This is a genomic window from Nocardioides silvaticus (assembly GCF_003160695.1).
Taxonomy (GTDB): Bacteria; Actinomycetota; Actinomycetes; order Propionibacteriales; family Nocardioidaceae; genus Nocardioides; species Nocardioides silvaticus.
Genome location: NZ_QGDD01000001.1, coordinates 32,377 through 52,723 on the forward strand (window position 1 = coordinate 32,377; position 20,347 = coordinate 52,723).

Sequence of the window (20,347 nt, forward strand, 5' to 3'; positions counted from 1 at the left end):
TCGCTCGCGCGCGAGCCTTCGGTTGGCAGACCGTCGTCGGCTCACCGGCCCGATCCGGCCGCGCAGCTCACTCACAGGCCGGCAGCCTCGGCGACCTCGGTGACCTCGGGTGCGACGACGTCGTCGACGATCGTGCCGCCCGCCTCGGTGAAGCCCTCCAGGGCGGTCGCGGTGTCCTTGAGGCCGTGACCGGTCACGGTGATGACGAGCGTCGCACCGGCGTAGGTCTCGCCCTGCTCGAGCTCCTGCAGCAGTCCGGCCACCCCGGCCGCGCTGGCCGGCTCGACGAACAGGCCGTCCTTGCGGGCCAGGTCCTGCTGGGCCGAGAGGATCCGCTCGTCGGTGACCGACGCGAACCGGCCTCCCGACTCGGCGGCCGCGTCCTCGGCAAGGTGCCACGACGCGGGGTTTCCGATCCGGATGGCGGTGGCGCGGGTCTCGGGCTCCGGGAACGGCTCCCCCGTGACGAGCGGGCTGGCGCCGGCGGCCTGGAAGCCGCGCATCACCGGCTTGCGCGTGATCCGCCCGAGGTCGGCGTACTGCCGGTAGCCGAGCCAGTACGCCGAGATGTTGCCGGCGTTCCCGACGGGGAGCAGGTGGAACTCGGGGGCGTCGCCGAGGAAGTCGGCGATCTCGAACGCGGCGGTCTTCTGGCCCTCGAGGCGCACCGGGTTGACCGAGTTCACCAGCGCGACGGGATACGACGCCGCGAGCTCCTTCGCCAGCCGGAGGCAGTCGTCGAAGTTGCCCTTCACCATGATCACCTGGGCGCCGTGCAGGATCGCCTGCGCCATCTTGCCGGCGGCGATCTTGCCCTCGGGCACGAGCACGATCGGGGTCAGCCCCGCCTTGGCCGCGTAGGCCGCCATCGACGCCGAGGTGTTGCCCGTCGAGGCGCAGACCACGGCCTGCGCGCCCTCGTGCTTGGCGACGGAGATCGCCGCGGTCATGCCGCGGTCCTTGAACGACCCGGTCGGGTTGTCGCCCTCGACCTTGAGGTGCACCTCGGCGCCGGTGAGCTCGGAGAGCCACTCGGAGTGCACCAGCGGCGTCCCGCCCTCACGCAGGGTGACCGCGGGGGTGTCGGCCGGGATGTCGAGGAGGTCGCGGTACTCCTCGATCACGCCGCGCCACTGGCGCGTCCGGACGGCGGTCTCGCTCATTCGTCGGTCCCTTCCACGCGCATCACCGAGGTGACGTCGTGGACGATGTCCATGTCCCGCAGCTCCGCGACCGTCGCCGACAGCTGCGCGTCTGTCGCCTCGTGCGACACGACGACGAGCTGGGCGTCGTCGCCCCGGCCCTCCTGCCGGACGGTCTGGATGGAGACGCCGTGGGTCGCGAACGCGGTCGCCACCGCGGCAAGCACGCCGGCGCGGTCGTCGACGTCGATCGCGACGTGGTAGCGGGTGCGGGTCTCCCCCATCGGCAGCACCGCGCGGTCGGCGTACGCCGACTCGCCGACGCCGCGCGTCCCCTGCCGGTGGTTGCGCGCCACCGTCACCAGGTCGCCGAGCACGGCGCTCGCAGTCGGGGCGCCTCCGGCGCCGGGGCCGTAGAACATCAGCTGGCCGGCGGCCTCGGACTCCACGAACACCGCGTTGAAGGCCTCGCGCACGCTGGCCAGCGGATGGGTCCTGGGGATCATCGCGGGGTGCACCCGCACGCTGACGCCCGGCTCCGCCGGACCGCCCCCGGTGGTCGAGCCTGTCGAGACCAGCTCCGCGATGGCGAGCAGCTTCACGACGCTGCCCATGTCGGTGGCCGAGCGCACGTCGCCGGAGGTCACGTCGCTGATGCCCTCGCGGTGGACGTCGGCGGCCGTCACGCGGGAGTGGAACGCGAGGCTGGCCAGGATCGCCGCCTTGGCCGCGGCGTCGAAACCCTCGACGTCGGCGGTCGGGTCGGCCTCGGCGTAGCCGAGCGCCTGCGCCTCCTCGAGCGCCTCCTCGAAGCCGGCACCCTGGGTGTCCATCTTGTCGAGGATGTAGTTGGTCGTGCCGTTGACGATGCCGAGCACCCGGGTGACCTTGTCCCCGGCGAGCGACTCGCGCAGCGGCCGCAGGATCGGGATGGCGCCGGCGACGGCGGCCTCGAAGTAGAGGTCGCGCCCGGCCTTCTCGGCCGCCTCGTAGAGGGTCGGCCCGTCCTCGGCCAGCAATGCCTTGTTGGCGGTGACGACCGAGGCGCCGTTCTCGAGCGCGGCGAGGATCAGCGACCGGGCCGGCTCGATGCCGCCGATCACCTCGACGACCAGGTCCACGTCGTCGCGGCTCACCAGCCCGAGGGCGTCCGTGGTCAGCAGGTCCGACGGGACGTCGACGTCGCGCGGCGCGTCGAGACGACGTACGGCGACGCCGGCGATCTCGACCGGAGCGCCCACCCGCGCGGCGATGTCACCGGCCTGTTCGTCGAGCAGCCGCACCACCTGCGAGCCGACGACGCCACACCCCAGCACCGCCACCTTGAGGGGCTTCTGTCCCTCCACCGTCACCACACTCACCCGACATCCGTAGCAAGAAGATCGTCCACAGTCTCCCGCCGCACGATGACACGAGCGGCGCCGTCCCGCACCGCGATCACCGGAGGTCGCAGCGCGTGGTTGTAGTTCGAGGCCATCGACCGGCAGTACGCACCGGTGCCGGGGACCGCCAGCAGGTCGCCGGGCGCGACATCACCGGGGAGGAACTCGTCGCGCACCACGATGTCGCCCGCCTCGCAGTGCATACCGACGACCCGCGCGAGCACCGGGGCGGCCCCGGACGCGCGACCGGCGAGCGTGCACGAGTAGTCGGCGTCGTAGAGCGCGGTGCGGATGTTGTCGCTCATCCCGCCGTCGACGCTGACGTAGGTGCGCACCGCGCCTGCGTCCAGCGTCACCGGCTTCACGGTGCCGACGGTGTAGACGGTGCACACCGCCGGGCCGACGATCGCGCGGCCGGGCTCGATCGAGAGGCGCGGCTCCTCGAGGCCGAGGGCACGGCACTCGTGCTCCACGATCTTGCCCATCTCGGTCGCGAGCTGCGCCGGGTCCGACGGGTCGTCCTGGGTCGTGTAGGCGATGCCGAAACCACCGCCCAGGTCGAGCTCGCGCATCGTGACACCGAGCTCCTCGGAGACCCGGGCGTGCAGCGCGAGCACCCGGCGCGCGGCGACCTCGAAGCCCGAGGAGTCGAAGATCTGGCTGCCGATGTGGGAGTGCAGGCCCAGCAGTTCGATGCCCGGAGCGGCCTCGAGTCGTCGTACTGCCTCGAAGGCGTCTCCCGACGTGATCGAGAACCCGAACTTCTGGTCCTCGTGGGCGGTGGCGATGTACTCGTGGGTGTGGGCCTCGACGCCGGCGGTCACCCGGACCATGACCCGAGCCTTGGCGGTCGAGCCTGCCGGGAGGTCCGCCGTGATCATCTCCAGCCGCTCGATCTCCTGGACCGAGTCGACGATGATCCGCCCGACGCCCTCGGCCACCGCGCGGCGCAGCTCGGCCACCGACTTGTTGTTGCCGTGGTAGCCGATGCGGGCCGGGTCGAAGCCCGCCCGGAGCGCGACCTCGAGCTCGCCCGCCGAGCAGACGTCGAGGCACAGCCCCTCCTCCGCGATCCAACGGGCGACCGCGGTGCAGAGGAAGGCCTTCCCGGCGTAGTAGACGTCCCAGCCGCCGAACGCGTCGCGGAAGGCGCGGGCCCGGGCGCGGAAGTCCTCCTCGTCGAGCACGTAGGCCGGGGTGTTGTGCTCGGCGACCAGGTCAGCGACCGGCACTCCCCCGACGACCAGGTCGCCGTCGTCGGTCTTGTGCGCGGTGGAGGACCACAGCTGCGGCACCAGGGCGTTGACGTCGCGGGGTGCCTGCAGCCACGCAGGTCCGCGGAGGGCGCCGGGCGCGTGGGCCCAGCCGGCTTCGTGGGTCACAGCGGATCTACCTACATCCGCTCCGGGGCGCTGACGCCCAGCAGCCCCAGGCCGTTGGCCAGCACCACCCGGGTCGCCTCGACCAGCATGAGTCGGGCCCGGTGGAGGTCGCTGGTCTCCTCGTCGCCGCGTGGGAGCACCCGGCAGCTGTCGTAGAACCGGTGGTACGTCGGCGCCAGCTCCTCGAGGTAGCGCGCCACCCGGTGCGGCTCGCGCAGCTCAGCGGCGGCCTTGACCACGCGCGGCAACTCGGCGAGCACGCGGAGCAGCTCGCCCTCCTTCTCGTGGGTGAGCAGGTCGGGGTGCGACGCCGCCTCGACGCCGAGGTCGGCCGCGTTGCGCAGCAGGCTGGCGATCCGGGCGTGGGCGTACTGCACGGTGAAGACCGGGTTGTCGTTGGTCTGCCGGGCCCACAGGTCGAGGTCGATGTCGATGGGGCTGTCGGTGTGGTAGCGGGCCAGTGCGTAGCGGGCGGCGTCGACGCCGATCGCGTCGACCAGGTCCTCGATCGTCACGACGGTGCCGGCCCGCTTCGACATCCGCAGCGGCTCGCCGTCCTTGAGCAGGTTCACCAGCTGGCCGATGAGGATCTCGAGGTTCACGTGCGGCTGGTCGCCGAACGCCGCGCACATCGCCATCATCCGGCCCACGTAACCGTGGTGGTCGGCGCCGAGCATGATGAAGCAGCGGTCGAAGCCGCGCTCGCGCTTGTCGAGGTAGTAGGCGAGGTCCCCCGACAGGTAGGCACCCTTGCCGTCGGACTTGATGACGACCCGGTCCTGGTCGTCGCCGTACTGCTCGGTGGCGAGCCAGACGGCGCCGTCCTTCTCGTAGATCGTGCCCAGCTCCCGCAGCCGGGCGACCGCCCGGTCGACGGCACCACTCTTGTGCAGCTCGTCCTCGTGGAAGTAGACGTCGAAGTCGACGCCGAACTCGTGCAGCGACTTCTTGATCTCGTCGAACATCATCTCGACGCCGAGCGCGCGGAAGACCTCCTGCGCGTCCTCGTCGGGCAGCGTCGCGGCATCCGGACGCTCGGCGACCACCGCGGCGGCGATGTCGTGGATGTACTGCCCGCCGTAGCCGTCCTCGGGCGCCGACTCGCCCTTCGCGCTGGCCAGCAGCGACCGCGCGAACCGGTCGATCTGGGCGCCGTGGTCGTTGAAGTAGTACTCGCGGGTGACGTCAGCACCGGTCATCGTGAAGACCCGGCCGAGCGCGTCGCCGACCGCCGCCCAGCGGACACCGCCGATGTGGAGCGGTCCGGTCGGGTTGGCGGAGACGAACTCCAGGTTGATCTTCTCCCCGGCGAACGCGTCCGAGGAGCCGTACGACGCGCCCGCCGCCACGATCTCGGCCGCCACCTGCCCCTGCGCCCCGGCCTCGACGGTGATGTTGAGGAAACCCGGACCGGCGATGTCGACCGCGCCGATGCCGTCGGCCTCGAGCAGCTGCCCGGCGAGCAGCTCGCCGAACGCCCGCGGGTTCATCCCCGCCTTCTTCGCCAGCTGCAGCGCGACGTTGGTCGCGTAGTCGCCATGTCCCTTCTGTCGCGGGCGCTCCACCGTCACCTCAGCGGGGACGCCGTCGGCCAGGGTGATCGCACCCTCGGCGACGAGCGTCGACAGACCGTCGACGATGGTGGTGGAGAGCTGCTCTGGGGTCACCGCCCAAGGGTATCGGCGGCCTCCGGTTTCTCTCGCACGGATATCGACCGGTAAGGTTCCGAACCGCGCCACTCCTCCCCGAGGTACGGCGCGATGCCTCCGTAGCTCAGGGGATAGAGCACTGGTTTCCGGTACCAGGTGCCGCAGGTTCGAATCCTGCCGGAGGCGCACGGTCGGATTGGCCGAGCGCGTCTCCGACGCCGCCGCCGAGTCTTGACCGACCGTCGTCGGCTCACGGCCGAGATACCGGCGACGACGTCTCCCGCCGCGCTGCCGGCCGCGCAGTCGAGGTGGTCGTCGACCAAGGTCCACTGGCGGCTTACAGCACCCGGCCGTAGAACACGCTGCTGGTCCAGATCGGCTCGAGGCTTACGACCGACCCGCTGTTGGGCGAGTGCCACAGCATCCCGTCGCCGGCGTAGATGGCGACGTGGTAGACGCCACCGGAGCCGGTGAAGAAGACCAGGTCGCCGACCTGCGGGTCCGAGACCTCCTGGGCCACGCCGGCCTGCGCCGAGGAGGAGTGCGGCAGCGATACGCCGACCTGGGCGTAGACGTACTGGGTGAAGCCCGAGCAGTCGAACGAGCTCGGGCCGGCGGCGCCGTAGACGTAGGGGTCGCCGGCCTCCTGGCTCGCGAGGGCGACGACCCGCTCGCCGCGGGTGGCCGCCTCCTCGGCGGCCTGCTGCTCCTCACGGCGCTCCTTGCGGCGCTCGGCGCGCTCCCGGGCCTTGCGCCTCTCGCGCAGCTCGGCCGTGCGCTCCACCCGCTTCGGGTGGGCGGCGAAGGTGTCGCTCAGCTGCGGGGCCTCGCCGTGGAAGGCGGCGAGGACCGGCGTGGCGGTCGACGGGGTGCCGTCGACGAGGGTGGTCGTGGCGAGGGCCGCGGCGGTCGCGGCCAGGGCGGTACGGCGCGCGACGGCGCGCACGGTCCTGGTGTGCATCGAAGAGGTCCTTCATGGCGACGCCTGCGAGAACTGCGCCCGTCATCAACATCGAGATCGACGTCTCCCCGTGCGTGACGGGCTTCGGCGCGACACGGGCGGCCTCGGGTCATGGCTGCCGAGGACAGGGTCGTGCAGTCACGACCAGCCGTCGACGCTAGCTGGAGCAAGCGGGTGCTGCCGTGGCCCGCGCCACATCCCGTCCGTGACGCCGGACACTGGCACGCTGCGCGGGGATGCCAATAGCCTCCTGTCGCCACGCCGACGGCGGTGCGGCCCGACACTCGGGAGGATCGATGTCCAGCAAGACCTGGCAGCCGACGGCGGAGGCGAACAGCAAGGCGAGCATGTTCCGTCTCATCGCAGGCGGGCTGTGGCTGGTGGCGATCGGGCTGGAGGCCTACGGGATCTTCGGCATCCTCCTCAACGAGGGCATCCTCGAGGACAGCACGTCGGTCGCGGACGACGGGACGGTGACGGCCGAGCAGTCGTTCCCGGACTGGGCGTTCTGGGTGATCATCGCGCTGCTCGTGGCGATGTCGATCCTGACCGTCGCGGGGTCCTTCCTGTGGAAGCGGGCGCAGGCGCTGGACCCGCCGTCGGAGAAGAACAAGGTCACGTTCTTCCTCAAGAGCCAGCTCGGCGCGATCGTGCCGCTGATCGCGTTCGTGCCGATCATCGTGTTCATCTTCCTCAACAGGAACATGAGCAAGCAGCAGAAGGGCTGGGCCGGCGGCGTCGGGATCGTCCTCGCACTCATCGCGGTCGCCCTCGGCGTCAACTACGACCCGCCGTCGCAGGAGGAGTACACCGCCGACCAGCAGGCCGTCATCCAGCTGCTCGGTGAGGACAAGGTCTACTGGGTCAAGGGCGGCGCGGCCTCGCACCCGTGCGACGGGGTCTCCGACCTGTCGCGGAGCTCCGACATCAAGTCCGGCACCACGGCCGACGCCGTTGCGGACGGCACCAACCGGTTCACGCTCAAGCTCGAGTCGGAGCTCGGCCAGTGCGGCCTCGCCATCCCGAACAACATCGACGAGATCGTCGACGCCATCGAGGCGGTCCGCAACGGCGAAGCCACCGAGCAGGTCCTGCCGCAGCCCGACTGGGAGGGCGTTGAGGGCGCCCCCTCGGGTGCCGCGCTCGACGAGCTCAACGACGTGCTCGAGGAAGCGCGGGCCTCCGAGTAGCGCCTGCTCCGATCAGCAGCGCTTGATCGTGGCGTCCGCTCGGGCGTCGTCGCCGTACCGCTGGGCGGTCGACGTGCTCGGGATGACGACGCTGGCGCCGCCGACGTTGCCGATGCCGCCGGGCACCACGCAGGTGCTGATCTTCCCCGGGTCGACCTGGGCGACCGCCTGGGCGATGGTGAACAGCTCGGCCGGGTCGAGGTTCGTGTCGACGTTGTCCATCACCGACAGCACGCCGTTCTCGATCCAGCCCGGCTCGTCGGCGTTCGCCGCCGCCTTGGCCTGAAAGCCCTTCAGCACCCGCTGCTGGTTCGCCGACCGGTCGAAGTCGCCGCCGGCGAGGTTCTTGCGGATCCGGGCGAACGAGACGACGTTGTAGCCGCTGAGGCTGATCTTGCCGGACTTGAAGCCCTTCGGCTTGAGGTAGGGGTCGGTGAAGGCCACCGGGTTGTCGACCGTGATCGGGCCGACGTCCTTGGCGATCTGCTCGACGCCCCAGAACGTGGTGACCATGACGTAGTCGGGCTCGATCCCGATCAAGCCTGCGACGGCCTCACCCATCAGCTGCGGGCCACCGAAGTACAACGCGGCATTGATCCGGTTGGAACCGTGCCCGGGGATCGACACCCAGCTGTCGCGCGGGATGCCGATGGCCGTCGCCGCGCCGGTGCGGGTGTCCATGCCGACCAGCTGGAGGGTGTCGCCGCGGCTGCGCAGCGGGTCCTGCCCGCGCCGCGCGTCGGAGCCGACCGCCAGGATCCAGATCACGTCCGGGTCGGTGTCCACCCCGGCGGCGTGCTCGAACTTCACGAGCGTGACGTACGTCGGCGCGACGCCGCCGTTGGGGATCACGACCGCCACGACGGCCAGCACGACCGTCAGCACGGTCGTGCGCAGGAGCCGCTTCACCACCGCGCTCATCCGCGCACCTCGCCACGCTCGACGTCGAAGCCGAACACCTTCCAGTCACCCTTCGTCCTGGTCAGCAGCACCCGGCCGCGGACCTGGTCGGTGCGCTCCTGGTCGCCGGTGAGCTCGATGACGAGGTTCACGTGGGCGGTCGCTGCCGCGGCCTTCCCCTTCGGCGCGAGCACGTCGACCCGCACGACCCGCCGGGTGGCGGTGACGCTGTCGACCTGGTCGCCGACCGCCTTGTTGCTCATCAGGCCGGCCTGCTTCGAGGCGAGGGCGGCGGCGTCCTTCGTGAACCCGGGGAACGCGTCGCCGAAGTCCGAGCGCGGGTAGTCGCCATCGACGTACGCCGCGTCCAGCCAGCCGTCCACCACCCGGGCGACGTCGGCGGCGACGTCGCGGGCGGGACCCTTGGGGAGCTTGCCGGCGACGGCGCCGACCTCGACCCGGGTCTCGATCCCGGAGGCCGTGTCCGAACCACCGGTCTCCGGGCCGGTGCCGCCCGACCCGTCGTCGTCGTCACCAGTGCAGCTGCTCAGACCCACGACCAGGGTCAGCGCCAGCACGAGCGCTCCCAGGGGCGTTCGGCGCACGACTCGCGACTCCTCTGCTACGGACTGACGCCACATACTTTTCGCCGTGGGTCTAGCCTTGGTTCCGGTCTCGGTCCAGGTCGGACAGACCCTACGCCAGCAGCTCACCGGAAGAGGCGAAGCACGTCGTGTCGCAGTCGACAGGCCCATCGACAAGTAGCGAGTCGAACACCCCCGACTTCGGAGCCAACGAGTGGCTCGTCGAAGAGATGAAGGAACGGTTCGACGCCGATCCTTCGAGCGTCGACCCCGCCTGGGCGGCGTACTTCGGCGGCACCGGTGGCGGGTCGGGTGGCAACGGTCGCTCGACCGCTGCGGCACCTGCGAAGACCGCGACGAAGACCGAGGAGAAGGTCGGGGAGAAGGCCGGGGAGAAGGCCGGGGAGAAGGCCGAGAAGAAGGCCGAGCCCGCGCCCGCCGCCAAGGCCGAGACCAAGACCGAGACCAAGACCAAGACGGACACCGAGGCCGAGGCGCCCGCGACCCGGAACACCCCGCGCGCCACGCCGGCGCCGCAGGTGAGCCCGGCCTCCCAGACCACGCCGACCCCGTCGACCGACATCAAGCCGACGCCCAAGGACGCCCCGCGTCCGACGCCGGCCGCCGCCAAGGACGAGCCGACCTACACGGTGCTGAAGGGCATCCCCGCCGCGACCGCCAAGAACATGGAGGTCTCGCTCACCGTCCCCACCGCCACCTCGGTGCGGCAGGTGCCGGTGAAGCTGCTCTGGGACAACCGCATCGTCATCAACAGCCACCTCGCCCGGGCGCGCGGCGGCAAGGTGTCGTTCACCCACATCATCGGCTACGCGCTGGTCCAGGCGCTCAAGGCGATGCCGGAGATGAACAACTCCTACGCCGAGAAGGACGGCAAGCCGACCCAGGTCAGCCCCGCCCACATCAACCTCGGCCTCGCGATCGACCAGCAGAAGCCCGACGGCACCCGGCAGCTCGTCGCGCCGTCGATCAAGGCCTGCGAGACCATGGACTTCGCGGCGTTCTGGACGGCCTACGAGACCATGATCCGCAAGGCCCGTGACAACAAGCTCACGATGGAGGACTACTCCGGCACGACGGTCAGCCTGACCAACGTCGGCGGCCTCGGCACCGTGCACTCGGTCCCCCGGCTGATGGCCGGCCAGGCCGCGATCATCGGCGTCGGCGCGATGGAGTACCCCGCCGAGTGGCAGGGCGCCTCGGAGGTCGCGCTGTCCCGCAACGGCATCGGCAAGGTCATGTCGATCACGTCGACCTACGACCACCGGGTCATCCAGGGCGCCCAGTCCGGCGAGTTCCTCAAGCGCGTCCACCAGCTGCTGCTGGGCGAGAACGGGTTCTACGACGACATCTTCCGCTCCCTCCGGATCCCCTACGAGCCGATCCGCTGGAACTCCGACATCGCGACGTCGCACGACGACGAGATCGACAAGCAGGCCCGGATCCTCGAGCTGATCCACGCCTACCGCGTGCGCGGCCACCTGATGGCCGACACCGATCCGTTGGAGTACAAGCAGCGCAGCCACCCGGACCTGCGCATCGAGTCCCACGGCCTGACCCTGTGGGACCTCGACCGCGAGTTCCCGACCGGCGAGTTCGGCGGCTCCGGCCGGCGGTTCATGAAGCTGCGGCACATCCTCGGGATCCTCCGCGACTCCTACTGCCGCACCACCGGCATCGAGTACATGCACATCATGGATCCCGAGCAGCGCCGCTGGATCCAGGAGCGGGTCGAGCGTCCGCACACCAAGGAGCCGCGCGAGGAGCAGCTGCGGATCCTGCAGAAGCTCAACCAGGCCGAGGCGTTCGAGACGTTCCTCCAGACCAAGTTCGTCGGCCAGAAGCGGTTCTCGCTCGAGGGCGGCGAGACCACGGTCCCGGTCGTCGACGAGATCTGCGAGGCGGCCGCGCAGGCCGGGCTCGACGAGGTCTGCATCGGCATGGCCCACCGCGGCCGGCTCAACGTGCTCGCCAACATCGTCGGCAAGTCCTACAACCAGATCTTCCGCGAGTTCGAGGGCAACATCGACCCGCGCACGGTCCAGGGTTCGGGCGACGTGAAGTACCACCTCGGCGCCGAGGGCGAGTTCTCGGCGGGCACTGGCGAGAAGATCAAGGTGTCGGTCGCCGCGAACCCGAGCCACCTCGAGACCGTCGACCCGGTGCTCGAGGGCATCGCCCGCGCCAAGCAGGACGTCCTCGACCAGGGCGAGGCGTTCCCGGTCCTCCCGCTGCTCCTCCACGGCGACGCCGCGTTCGCCGGCCAGGGCGTGGTCGCGGAGACGCTCAACCTCTCACAGCTGCGGGGCTACCGCACCGGCGGCACCATCCACCTGGTCATCAACAACCAGGTCGGGTTCACCACCTCGCCGGGCTCGTCGCGCTCCTCGCTCTACTGCACCGACGTCGCGCGGATGGTCCAGGCGCCGATCTTCCACGTCAACGGAGACGACCCCGAGGCCTGCATCCGGGTGGCCCGGCTGGCGTTCGAGTACCGCCAGGCGTTCCACAGCGACGTGGTCATCGACCTGGTCTGCTACCGCCGGCGCGGGCACAACGAGGGCGACGACCCGTCGTACACCCAGCCGCTGATGTACGACCTGATCGAGCAGAAGCGCTCGGTGCGCAAGCTCTACACCGAGTCGCTCATCGGTCGTGGTGACATCACGATCGAGGAGGCCGAGCAGGTCATCCGCGACTACCAGGCGCAGCTGGAACGGGTGTTCACGGAGGTCCGCGAGGCCGACGCGACACCGACGTCGTGGACGACCGTGCCCGACTACCCGGACAAGCCGGAGGGCGAGGCCCAGACCGCGGTGTCGTTCGAGACGCTGAAGGCGATCGCGGACGCCTACGTCACGCCGCCGGACGGCTTCACCGTGCACCCGAAGGTGATGCCGCAGCTGCAGCGCCGCGCGGCAGCGATCACCGACGGCCCGATCGACTGGGGCACCGGCGAGATCCTCGCGTTCGGCTCGCTCCTCATGGACGGCCGCGCCGTCCGGCTGGCCGGCCAGGACTCCCGCCGCGGCACGTTCGTGCAGCGGTTCGCGACCATCATCGACCGCGTCAACGCCGACGAGTGGACGCCGCTGGCCCACCTCACCGAGGACCAGGCCAAGTTCCACATCTACGACTCGCTGCTCTCGGAGTACGCCGCGCTCGGGTTCGAGTACGGCTACTCGGTCGCACGGCCCGAGGCGCTGGTGCTGTGGGAGGCGCAGTTCGGCGACTTCGTCAACGGCGCGCAGACCGTGATCGACGAGTACATCTCCGCCGGCAAGACCAAGTGGAGCCAGGACTCCGGCGTCGTGCTGCTGCTGCCGCACGGCTACGAGGGCCAGGGCGCCGACCACTCCTCCGCGCGCATCGAGCGGTTCCTGACGCTGTGCGCCGACGACGCGATGGTGGTCGCGCAGCCGTCGACGCCGGCGTCGCACTTCCACCTGCTGCGGATGCACTCGCTGGGCGGCGAGCACAAGCCGCTGGTGATCTTCACGCCGAAGTCGATGCTCAAGCGCAAGGAGGCCGCCTCGCAGCCCTCCGACTTCACCTCGGGCTCGTTCCGCCCGGTCATCGGCGACGACACCGTCGACCCCGACAAGGTCTCCACGGTGCTGCTCGTCTCGGGGCGGCTGACCTGGGACCTCGTGGTCGAGCGCAAGAAGCAGGAGCGCGAGGACGTCGCGATCGTGCGCGTGGAGCGGCTCTACCCGTGGCCGGTCGAGGAGATCAAGGCCGAGCTCGACAAGTACCCCGACGCCAAGGTGCGGTGGGTCCAGGACGAGCCGTTCAACCAGGGCCCGTGGCCGTCGTACCACCTCAACGTGGTGCCGCAGCTCGGCCGGGAGATCGAGCCGATCACCCGTGCCGCGTCGTCGACGACCGCGGTCGGCACTGCCAAGCGGCACCTCGAGGAGGCCAAGGTCCTCGTCGCCGCGGCGATGGGCTGATGTACTTCACCGATCGCGGCATCGAGGAGCTCGAGCAGCGCCGGGGTGAGGAGGAGGTCAGCCTGGCCTGGCTCGCCGAGCGTCTCCGGGAGTTCACCGACGTCCACCCGGAATTCGAGTCGGCCGTGGAACGGTTCGCAACCTGGCTGGCGCGGCTGGACGACCCGGAGGACTGATCGCCCCGGGCTCGCGCCGCTAGGTTGAGGGCCGTGGCGGACGACCTGATCGACTATCGAGCGTGGGGCGTGGAGTTCTTCCACCGCGCCGTCACCGAGGAGCGGGTGCTGCGCGGGGTCAACGCCCTGTCCGGGCGGCCGATCGACTTCGGACCGATGGGCGTGGGCCCCGGGCGCCTGGTCAAGGTCACCGCGACCGGGCAGATCGGCACGGCGACCGGGCAGAGGATCGGCGACGAGCCGGTGTCCTTCCACGTCACCCTGCCGGTCCCGCTGGAGCTCGTCATCGACCTCGGCATGGACAAGCACCGCTTCCACGCGGACATCGAGGTGCCATTGGTCATCGCGGCCCACGCGCGTGAGGACCTCGCGATCGTCATCGACATCACGCCGCCGACGGCGACGCAGGTGAAGGTGGGCCTGCAGGCGCAGGGACTCCGCGCCCAGCTGATGCAGGTGGTGGCCGGCGTCGAGGGCGAGCTGAAGCGGTTCGTCGCGAAGTACGTCACGAAGGAGCTCACGAAGCCCTACCTCCGCGACGTCACGGTCATCGACGTCGGCGCGGCGGTCGAGCGGGCCGCGCGCGGCGTCGGCCCGACGGCCTAGCCAGCCCTCTCGTCCCGGTCGGCCGCTCTCCTCAGTCGGCGTCGAGGTCCTGCTCGACGAGCGCGGCGATCTTGTCCACGTCCGCCTCGACGTCCCCGGACACCTCGACCGTCGCGCCGTTCCCGGCACCGAGGGTCATGATCATCAGCGACGAGCTGGCGTCGACGGGGTCGCCGTCCGGGAGGCCGATCAGCACCTCGGAGCCGAGCTCGGCCGCGGCCTCGGAGATGATCGCGGCCGGGCGGGCGTGGAGGCCGACGGCGGAGCCGACGACGACGGACCTGGTGGGCATGGGTTCCTCGTTTCTCTCGGGTTGCGCTTCAGACGGTGACGAGCGGGCGCACCCGCACCTCGGCGGTGCGGACGTGGGCGGGGGTGGGGGTGGTGGTGCCGGGCAGAGCGGTCGCCGCGGCGCCGTACGCCACCGCCGAGGCGAGCCGCTCCCCCGGGCCGGCGCCACGCAGGTCGGCCAGCAGGTAGCCGCACAGGCTGGCGTCACCGGCGCCGACGGTGCTGACGACGGTGATCGGCGGCGGGGCGGCGTACCAGGCACCGGTGCTGTCGACGAGCACCGCGCCGGCCGCCCCCAGCGTGGCCAGCACCGCTCCTGCGGCGGTGCCCACCAGGGTCGCGGCCGCGGCGGCGGCCCGCTCGGGGTCCGCCTCGATGGCCTCGGGGTCGCCCCCGGTCACCGACGCCAGCTCCTCGGCGTTGGGCTTCACCAGGTCGGGGGCCGCGGTCCCCCCGGCCCGGAGCAGCGCCTCCAGCGGCTCCTCGCTGGTGTCGACGGCGACCCGGTGTCCGGCCGTGCGCAGCTCTGCGACGACGCGGGAGTACCAGTCGGCCGGCGCGCCGGGCGGCAGCGAGCCGGCGAGCACCACCCAGCCGGGACGGGCGGTCGTCGCCGTGTCGAGGACCACCTCGGTGAGCCGGCGCAGCTCCTCGGGTCCGACGGTGGCTCCGGCGGTGTTGATCTTGGTCGTGGTGCCGTCGGGCTCGTTGATCGTCAGGTTGATCCGCATCGGACCCGCCGGCGGCACGGGGCGTACGGCGACGCCGGTGTGCTCGAGCTCGGCGACCACGTCGGCGCCGGGGTCGGCCGGCAGCACCGCGGCCGTCGGCACACCGGCGGCCACGCAGGCCCGCGAGATGTTGACGCCCTTGCCGCCGGGCTGGAACAGCACGGCGTCCGCGCGGTGCACCGCGCCACGACGCAGGGTCGACGGCAGCACGACCGTGCGGTCGATGCTGGGGTTGGGGGTGACGGTGACGATCACGCGACCACCATGGCGGAGTGCCGCCGGTCTGCGTCCACGTGAGGCCTCCCGATCCGAATCTGTGTTTCTGTTGTTTTTATGCCCGAATGTGTTGCATGTCAAGTCGGTCAGCACCTATCGTCGCGACATGGTCACCTCGATCCACGGCACTCCTGTCGTCCCGGGCCTGGCCTACGGACCAGTCCTCGTCGCCACCTCCGAGGTCTCGCCCGACGCCGTCGCCGCCTACGGCGACGGAGGCCACGCCGACGAGGACGCGGCGCTGGCGGCCTACGACGATGCCGCGACCCGGGTGGCCGACGGGTTCCGCGCGAAGGCCGCCGCGGCCACCGGGGCGACCGCCGAGGTGCTCACGGCCAGCGCCGGACTGACGACCGACCGCGGGCTGCGATCCGCGGTCCGCAAGAACCTGCAGGCCGGGCAGCCGCTGGTGCCCGCGGTCGAGGCGGCGATCGACCAGTTCGTCACCGTCTTCGCCGGCATGGGCGGGCTGATGGCCGAGCGGGTGACCGACCTGCGGGACATCCACGCCCGGATCCTGGCCCGCCTGGTCGACGAGCCCGAGCCCGGCGTGCCGGTGCCGGACACGCCGTCGGTCCTCGTCGCGACGGACCTCGCGCCTGCGGACACGGCCGGGCTCGACCCCGCCCGCGTCGTCGCGATCGTGACCGAGCGCGGCGGCCCGACCAGCCACACCGCGATCATCGCCCGGCAGCTCGGCATCCCCTGCGTCGTCGGCGCGAGCGGCGCGATCGCCGTGCTGGAGGGGCGCAGGGCGCTCGTCGACGGCGAGAGCGGCACCGTCGAGGCCGATCCCGAGCAGGCTAAGGCGACCGACCGGGTCGCCGAGGACCGCGCCCAGCGGGCCGCGCTGGCGTCGTGGTCCGGGCCCGCGGGCACCGCCGACGGGCGCCCGGTGAAGCTGCTCGCCAACGTCGCCGACGCCGCCTCGGCCGTCGCGGCCGGCTCCGAGCCGGTCACCGGCATCGGCCTCTTCCGCACCGAGCTGTGCTTCCTGGACCGCGCGGAGGAGCCGAGCGTCGAGGAGCAGGCCGAGATCTACGCCCGCGTGCTGGCGCCGTACGCCGGAGAGGGGAGGCACGTCGTCGTCCGCACCCTCGATGCCGGCTCGGACAAGCCGATCGCGTTCGCCACCCACCCCGACGAGGAGAACCCCGCGCTGGGCGTGCGCGGTCTGCGACTGTCGTTCGCCGACCCCGGGCTGCTGCACCGGCAGCTCGACGCCGTTGCGATCGCCGCCGAGCGCACCGGCACCGAGACCTGGGTGATGGCACCGATGGTGGCGACGGTCGCCGAGGCGCGGGACTTCGGCAGCGCCGTGCGCGAGCGGGGGCTCAAGCCGGGCGTGATGATCGAGGTCCCGAGTGCGGCCCTGCTGGCGCACCAGGTGCTCGAGGAGGTCGATTTCCTGTCGATCGGCACCAACGACCTCACGCAGTACACGATGGCCGCGGACCGGATGGCCACCGACCTGGCGCACCTCACCGACCCGTGGCAGCCCGCCGTGCTGCAGCTGGTCGCGATCGCTGCCGAGGCCGGTCGCCGCGCGGGCAAGCCGGTCGGCGTCTGCGGTGAGGCCGCTGCCGACCCGCTCCTCGCGTGCGTGCTGGTCGGGCTCGGCATCACCTCGCTGTCGATGGCGGCCGCCGCCGTACGTCCGGTGGGCGCCCGGGTCTCGGGCGTCGTGGCCGCGACCTGCGAGGAGATGGCGGAGGCGGCGCTCGCGGCAGTGGACCCGGCCACCGCGCGGAGCGCCGCGCTCGCCGTCGCCGGGGCCTAGGCCGGGTCGGTCGGTGCCGCCCGGTCGCCCGGGTCCTCGCCGTGGTCAGCGATCGCCTTCTGCGAGGCGTCGCGGATCTCGAACAGCTCGGTCGCCAGACCGCCGAGCGCTCCGGCCACGTCCTTGACGGCGCCGGTGATGATCGTCGCGACCTCGCCGACCGTCGCCGCCGCCGCCTGGGCGCCGGCCTGCAGGGCGTCCTTGGAGATCTCGGCCTTGCTCAGGTGGTCCTGGCCCTCGGGAGTCATGGGATCAGTGTGACCGCTCGGGGTCACGCCGCCAACGGGGTCTCGGTCACACCGGCCGGGTCCGGAGCCGGCTTCTTCCGGTCCGGCAGGGCCAGCCGGCAGATCTTGGCGAAGACGCTGCCGAGCTGCTTGTGCAGCGGGCCGGTGTTGTACTGCAGCCCGTAGCGCTCGCAGATCTCCTTCACCTCGACGGCGATCTCCGGGTAGCGCCGCGCCGGGATGTCCGGGAACAGGTGGTGCTCGATCTGGTGGCTGAGGTTGCCGCTCATCACGTGCATCAGCTTGCTGCCGGTGATGTTGGCCGAGCCGAGCAGCTGGCGGTAGTACCAGCCGCCGCGGGTCTCGTTCTCGGTCTCCTCGATCGAGAACGTCGCGACGCCGGCCGGGAAGTGGCCGCAGAAGATGATGTTGAAGGTCCACAGGTTGCGGACCAGGTTGGCCACGGCGTTGCCGGCCAGCGTGGAGAAGAAGAAGGGACCGCTGAGCACGGGGAAGACGACGTAGTCCTTCGCCACCTGCTTGCGCACCTTCTTCCAGATCCGCGCGGCGATCTCGCGGTTCTGCGCCCAGGTACGACGCCCGGCGACCAGCTCGTCGACCTCCAGGTCGTGCAGGGCGACACCCCACTCGAAGAACGTCATGAGCAGGAACGCGTAGACCGGGTTGCCCAGGTAGTAGGGGCGCCACTCCTGGTCCTCGTCCATCCGGAGGATGCCGTAGCCCACGTCGCGGTCCTTGCCCACGATGTTGGTGTAGGTGTGGTGCATGTAGTTGTGGCCGTACTTCCAGTTCTCCGACGGCGCCATCGTGTCCCACTCGAACATCCGCGAGTTGAGACCGGGATCGCCCATCCAGTCGTACTGGCCGTGCATCACGTTGTGGCCGATCTCCATGTTGTCGAGGATCTTGGAGATCGACAGCGAGGCGACGGCGGCCGGCCACAGCGGCGGGAGGTAGAACATCGCCCGGCCGGCGACCTCGAAGCCGCGCTGGTACTTCACGACCTTGCGGATGTAGTCGGCGTCGGCCTCGCCGAGGTCGGCGACGATGCGCTGACGGATGGCGTCCAGCTCCTCGCCGAAGCGCTCGAGCTCCTCGGGGGTGAGGGTGTACTTGCTTTCCTCGTTCGTCTGAGTGGCGCTCACAGCAACGCTCCTGTTCGTGGTGGGTCGGCTGGTTCTCGGGGTGGTCAGAGCTCGACCGCGCAGTCGCCCTCGGGAGAGCTCACGCAGATGCGGATGTCCTCGTCGGGCAGGGAGGAGGTCTCGCCGGTCAGCACGTTGCGGACCGTCCCCTCCTTCTTCGTGGCGGTGCAGGAGAAGCAGATGCCCATCCGGCAGCCGAACTGCGGGGTGAGCCCGGCGGCCTCGGCCTGCTCCAGCAGGGTGGCGCCGGAGTTGGCGGCGGTGGTGCCGGAGCGGGTGAACGAGACGTCGCCCTCGACCTTGCCGGTGGAGACCCGCGGCGGCTTGAAGTACTCCACGCGCAGGGCGTCGCTGCCGTCGTACGCGCCGTGGACCGCCTCGATGAGCGGCGCCGGGCCGCAGGCCCAGGTGGGCACGTCGCGGTAGCCGGGGACCAGCCGCTCGAGGTAGGCCGGCGAGAGCGCCGGGTCGCCGAGCTCGGGGTGCAGGAGGTGCACGTCGATGCCGTAGCCCGAGCGCCGGACCTCCTCGAGCTCGGCGGCGAAGATCTGGTGCTGCGGGCTCTGGGCGTAGTGCAGGAAGGTGATCCGGCCGCGATGGGTCCGGCGCTGCAACGAGCGCAGCATCGACATCGCCGGCGTGATGCCGGAGCCGCCGGTGATGAAGACGATGTGGTCCGGCACGTGGTCCGGCAGCACGAAGTCGCCCTGCGCCTGCGACAGGTGCACCATCGTGCCGACCTGCGCGCGCTCGACCAGGTAGCGCGAGACACCCTTTCCATCGGGAGCGTCGGGGTTGGCGCGCATCGTGATCGTGAACCGGTCCCCCGGCTTCGACTCGGGGCTGGAGATGGTGAAGACCCGCGTCGTACGACGCGCGCCGTCGACCTCGACGCCCAGCTGGACGTGCTGACCGGCACGGTGCCCACGCCAGGTCGAGGTCGGCTGCAGGGTCAGCGTGGCGACCGGCGGGTGGCCGAGCACGTCGACCTCACGGGTGATGTCGACGATGCGGGCACGCACCTCGTGGGCGGCCCACATCGGGTTGACCAGCTCGAGGTAGCGGTCCACACCGTGCGGGGTGGCCAGGGTTGCCGCGAGGCGGGAGCGCAAGACCCGGGTGGTCGCGTCGGCGACGATGCTCATCGGGTACCTCCGGAAGTTTGAGTGTACGTGTGTACTCTCAAAAGAGTGCCGGAGCGCGACGCGTGCTGGCAAGGACCCAGCGGCGTGAGCGTGCACACATGTTCACCAACGGTAGGCTGGGCTAGTGACTGAGACCCGCGTCGAGCGCAAGGAACGCACCCGCCGCGCGATCCTCGACGCGACCCTCGGGCTCTGCGAGACCCAGCCGCTGGCCGCGTTGTCGCTGCGCCAGGTCGCCAAGGAGGTCGGGATCGTGCCGACCGCCTTCTACCGCCACTTCGAGTCGATCGAGGACCTCGGCCTGGTGCTCGTCGACGAGTCCTTCTCCTCGCTGCGCGACCTGCTGCGGGCGGCGCGGACGTTCGACACTCCCCCGCCCAACGACCGCGCGCTCTTCCACGCCGTCGCCGACAACTCGGTCAAGGCGCTGGTCACCCACGTGCCGCGCGCCCAACGCCACTTCCGGTTCATCGCACGCGAGCGGCTCGCGGGCCCCGCGCCGGTGCGGGAAGCGGTCCGCCACCAGCTCGAGCTGATCGAGCGCGAGCTCGCCACCGACATCGCGCGGGTGCCGGGCGCCGGCCGCTGGACCACCGAGGACCTGCGGATCCTCGCCAACCTGCTGGTGAGCGCGATGCTCACCCATGCCGAGGAGCTGGCACTGGCCGGCAACCGCGACGACGTCGTCCGCCGGGTGGAGACCACCGCACGCCGTCAGCTCCGGATGGTCCTGATCGGCGCGCTCGGCTGGGACTCGTCCCGCTGAGCACGTCGACCCGGCTCGTTCG

General features: G+C 71.1%; 18 protein-coding genes and 1 tRNA gene. 7 read left to right on the plus strand and 12 right to left on the minus strand.

All coding sequences use genetic code 11. The features are described from left to right. Nucleotides 1-71: 71 nt before the first annotated feature. Genes thrC through argS form a run of 4 tightly spaced genes read right to left on the minus strand, consistent with a single transcriptional unit; the run spans nucleotide 72 to nucleotide 5,573 of the window. Nucleotides 72-1,163, minus strand: a complete 1,092-nt coding sequence (gene thrC / locus DJ010_RS00160) for a threonine synthase (protein WP_109691625.1) — start codon at nucleotides 1,161-1,163, stop codon at nucleotides 72-74. Continuing rightward, nucleotides 1,160-2,503, minus strand: a complete 1,344-nt coding sequence (locus DJ010_RS00165) for a homoserine dehydrogenase (RefSeq protein WP_211318586.1) — start codon at nucleotides 2,501-2,503, stop codon at nucleotides 1,160-1,162. The genes thrC and DJ010_RS00165 overlap by 4 nt, the downstream gene beginning before the upstream one ends. After that, complete coding sequence (gene lysA / locus DJ010_RS00170) at nucleotides 2,500-3,906, minus strand: diaminopimelate decarboxylase (RefSeq protein ID WP_109691626.1); 1,407 nt, start codon at nucleotides 3,904-3,906, stop codon at nucleotides 2,500-2,502. Before lysA ends, DJ010_RS00165 begins: the two co-directional genes overlap by 4 nt. Nucleotides 3,907-3,917: 11 nt before the next feature. Next, nucleotides 3,918-5,573: an arginine--tRNA ligase gene (argS, locus tag DJ010_RS00175; RefSeq protein WP_109691627.1), complete on the minus strand. Its 1,656-nt coding sequence runs from the start codon at nucleotides 5,571-5,573 to the stop codon at nucleotides 3,918-3,920. 95 nt (nucleotides 5,574-5,668) lie between these two features. On the opposite strand from argS, the gene DJ010_RS00180 reads away from it, so the two are divergent. Next, nucleotides 5,669-5,741 (plus strand) — tRNA-Arg (locus tag DJ010_RS00180). A gap of 151 nt (nucleotides 5,742-5,892) precedes the next feature. Here the strand turns inward: DJ010_RS00180 and DJ010_RS00185 are convergent. After that, on the minus strand, nucleotides 5,893-6,516 hold the full coding sequence (locus DJ010_RS00185; RefSeq protein ID WP_146207199.1) for a C40 family peptidase: 624 nt from the start codon (nucleotides 6,514-6,516) through the stop codon (nucleotides 5,893-5,895). Between the two features lie 296 nt (nucleotides 6,517-6,812). Here DJ010_RS00185 and DJ010_RS00190 point away from each other — a divergent pair, with 296 nt between their 5' ends. Continuing rightward, on the plus strand, nucleotides 6,813-7,706 hold the full coding sequence (locus DJ010_RS00190) for a hypothetical protein (RefSeq protein ID WP_109691628.1): 894 nt from the start codon (nucleotides 6,813-6,815) through the stop codon (nucleotides 7,704-7,706). A 12-nt stretch (nucleotides 7,707-7,718) separates the two neighbouring features. Here DJ010_RS00190 and DJ010_RS00195 read toward each other — a convergent pair whose 3' ends face one another. Both DJ010_RS00195 and DJ010_RS00200 read right to left on the minus strand, forming a co-directional pair. Beyond that, a complete protein-coding gene (locus tag DJ010_RS00195; protein ID WP_109691629.1) occupies nucleotides 7,719-8,627 on the minus strand; it encodes an LCP family protein in 909 nt (302 codons plus the stop codon). Then, nucleotides 8,624-9,211, minus strand: coding sequence for a hypothetical protein (locus DJ010_RS00200; RefSeq protein ID WP_146207200.1), 588 nt, complete (start codon nucleotides 9,209-9,211; stop codon nucleotides 8,624-8,626). The genes DJ010_RS00195 and DJ010_RS00200 overlap by 4 nt, the downstream gene beginning before the upstream one ends. A 209-nt stretch (nucleotides 9,212-9,420) precedes the next feature. Here DJ010_RS00200 and DJ010_RS00205 point away from each other — a divergent pair, with 209 nt between their 5' ends. The 3 genes from DJ010_RS00205 to DJ010_RS00210 are packed head-to-tail and all read left to right on the plus strand — an operon-like array spanning nucleotide 9,421 to nucleotide 13,943. Continuing rightward, on the plus strand, nucleotides 9,421-13,161 hold the full coding sequence (locus DJ010_RS00205; protein ID WP_245927111.1) for a multifunctional oxoglutarate decarboxylase/oxoglutarate dehydrogenase thiamine pyrophosphate-binding subunit/dihydrolipoyllysine-residue succinyltransferase subunit: 3,741 nt from the start codon (nucleotides 9,421-9,423) through the stop codon (nucleotides 13,159-13,161). Further along, nucleotides 13,161-13,337 (plus strand): DUF6104 family protein, encoded by a 177-nt coding sequence (locus tag DJ010_RS22215; RefSeq protein WP_170124595.1) that lies wholly within the window; start codon nucleotides 13,161-13,163, stop codon nucleotides 13,335-13,337. The genes DJ010_RS00205 and DJ010_RS22215 overlap by 1 nt, the downstream gene beginning before the upstream one ends. Nucleotides 13,338-13,370: 33 nt before the next feature. Next, nucleotides 13,371-13,943: a hypothetical protein gene (locus tag DJ010_RS00210; RefSeq protein WP_109691632.1), complete on the plus strand. Its 573-nt coding sequence runs from the start codon at nucleotides 13,371-13,373 to the stop codon at nucleotides 13,941-13,943. Nucleotides 13,944-13,974: 31 nt separating this feature from the next. On the opposite strand, the gene DJ010_RS00215 is transcribed toward DJ010_RS00210, so the two are convergent. Together DJ010_RS00215 and DJ010_RS00220 are read right to left on the minus strand one after the other, a co-directional pair. Further along, on the minus strand, nucleotides 13,975-14,235 hold the full coding sequence (locus tag DJ010_RS00215; protein ID WP_109691633.1) for an HPr family phosphocarrier protein: 261 nt from the start codon (nucleotides 14,233-14,235) through the stop codon (nucleotides 13,975-13,977). Nucleotides 14,236-14,263: 28 nt separating this feature from the next. Next, nucleotides 14,264-15,220, minus strand: a complete 957-nt coding sequence (locus DJ010_RS00220; protein WP_109691634.1) for a 1-phosphofructokinase family hexose kinase — start codon at nucleotides 15,218-15,220, stop codon at nucleotides 14,264-14,266. A gap of 127 nt (nucleotides 15,221-15,347) precedes the next feature. On the opposite strand from DJ010_RS00220, the gene ptsP reads away from it, so the two are divergent. Further along, nucleotides 15,348-17,021, plus strand: coding sequence for a phosphoenolpyruvate--protein phosphotransferase (gene ptsP, locus DJ010_RS00225; RefSeq protein WP_109691635.1), 1,674 nt, complete (start codon nucleotides 15,348-15,350; stop codon nucleotides 17,019-17,021). Here the strand turns inward: ptsP and DJ010_RS00230 are convergent. Genes DJ010_RS00230 through DJ010_RS00240 form a run of 3 tightly spaced genes read right to left on the minus strand, consistent with a single transcriptional unit; the run spans nucleotide 17,018 to nucleotide 19,559 of the window. After that, the gene (locus tag DJ010_RS00230; protein ID WP_109691636.1) at nucleotides 17,018-17,269 is read right to left on the minus strand and encodes a hypothetical protein; all 252 of its coding nucleotides are present in this window, start codon (nucleotides 17,267-17,269) and stop codon (nucleotides 17,018-17,020) included. The genes ptsP and DJ010_RS00230 overlap by 4 nt on opposite strands. 23 nt (nucleotides 17,270-17,292) lie before the next feature. Beyond that, nucleotides 17,293-18,414 carry a fatty acid desaturase family protein gene (locus DJ010_RS00235; RefSeq protein ID WP_109691637.1) on the minus strand — a complete coding sequence of 374 codons (1,122 nt, stop codon included), beginning with the start codon at nucleotides 18,412-18,414 and terminating at the stop codon, nucleotides 17,293-17,295. Nucleotides 18,415-18,458: 44 nt separating this feature from the next. Next, complete coding sequence (locus DJ010_RS00240) at nucleotides 18,459-19,559, minus strand: ferredoxin reductase (RefSeq protein ID WP_109691638.1); 1,101 nt, start codon at nucleotides 19,557-19,559, stop codon at nucleotides 18,459-18,461. Nucleotides 19,560-19,683: 124 nt separating this feature from the next. Between DJ010_RS00240 and DJ010_RS00245 the strand changes: the two genes are divergently transcribed. Then, nucleotides 19,684-20,325: a TetR family transcriptional regulator gene (locus DJ010_RS00245; protein ID WP_109691639.1), complete on the plus strand. Its 642-nt coding sequence runs from the start codon at nucleotides 19,684-19,686 to the stop codon at nucleotides 20,323-20,325. The last annotated feature ends 22 nt before the right edge of the window (nucleotides 20,326-20,347 follow it).

Bases quoted from the DNA above. Each gene is read 5' to 3' on its own strand.
- thrC (WP_109691625.1), bottom strand. From the start codon at position 1,163: ATGAGCGAGACCGCCGTCCGGACGCGCCAGTGGCGCGGCGTGATCGAG.
- DJ010_RS00185 (WP_146207199.1), bottom strand. From the start codon at position 6,516: ATGCACACCAGGACCGTGCGCGCCGTCGCGCGCCGTACCGCCCTGGCC.
- DJ010_RS00190 (WP_109691628.1), top strand. From the start codon at position 6,813: ATGTCCAGCAAGACCTGGCAGCCGACGGCGGAGGCGAACAGCAAGGCG.
- DJ010_RS00195 (WP_109691629.1), bottom strand. From the start codon at position 8,627: ATGAGCGCGGTGGTGAAGCGGCTCCTGCGCACGACCGTGCTGACGGTC.
- DJ010_RS00205 (WP_245927111.1), top strand. From the start codon at position 9,421: ATGAAGGAACGGTTCGACGCCGATCCTTCGAGCGTCGACCCCGCCTGG.
- DJ010_RS22215 (WP_170124595.1), top strand. From the start codon at position 13,161: ATGTACTTCACCGATCGCGGCATCGAGGAGCTCGAGCAGCGCCGGGGT.
- DJ010_RS00215 (WP_109691633.1), bottom strand. From the start codon at position 14,235: ATGCCCACCAGGTCCGTCGTCGTCGGCTCCGCCGTCGGCCTCCACGCC.
- ptsP (WP_109691635.1), top strand. From the start codon at position 15,348: ATGGTCACCTCGATCCACGGCACTCCTGTCGTCCCGGGCCTGGCCTAC.
- DJ010_RS00230 (WP_109691636.1), bottom strand. From the start codon at position 17,269: ATGACTCCCGAGGGCCAGGACCACCTGAGCAAGGCCGAGATCTCCAAG.
- DJ010_RS00240 (WP_109691638.1), bottom strand. From the start codon at position 19,559: ATGAGCATCGTCGCCGACGCGACCACCCGGGTCTTGCGCTCCCGCCTC.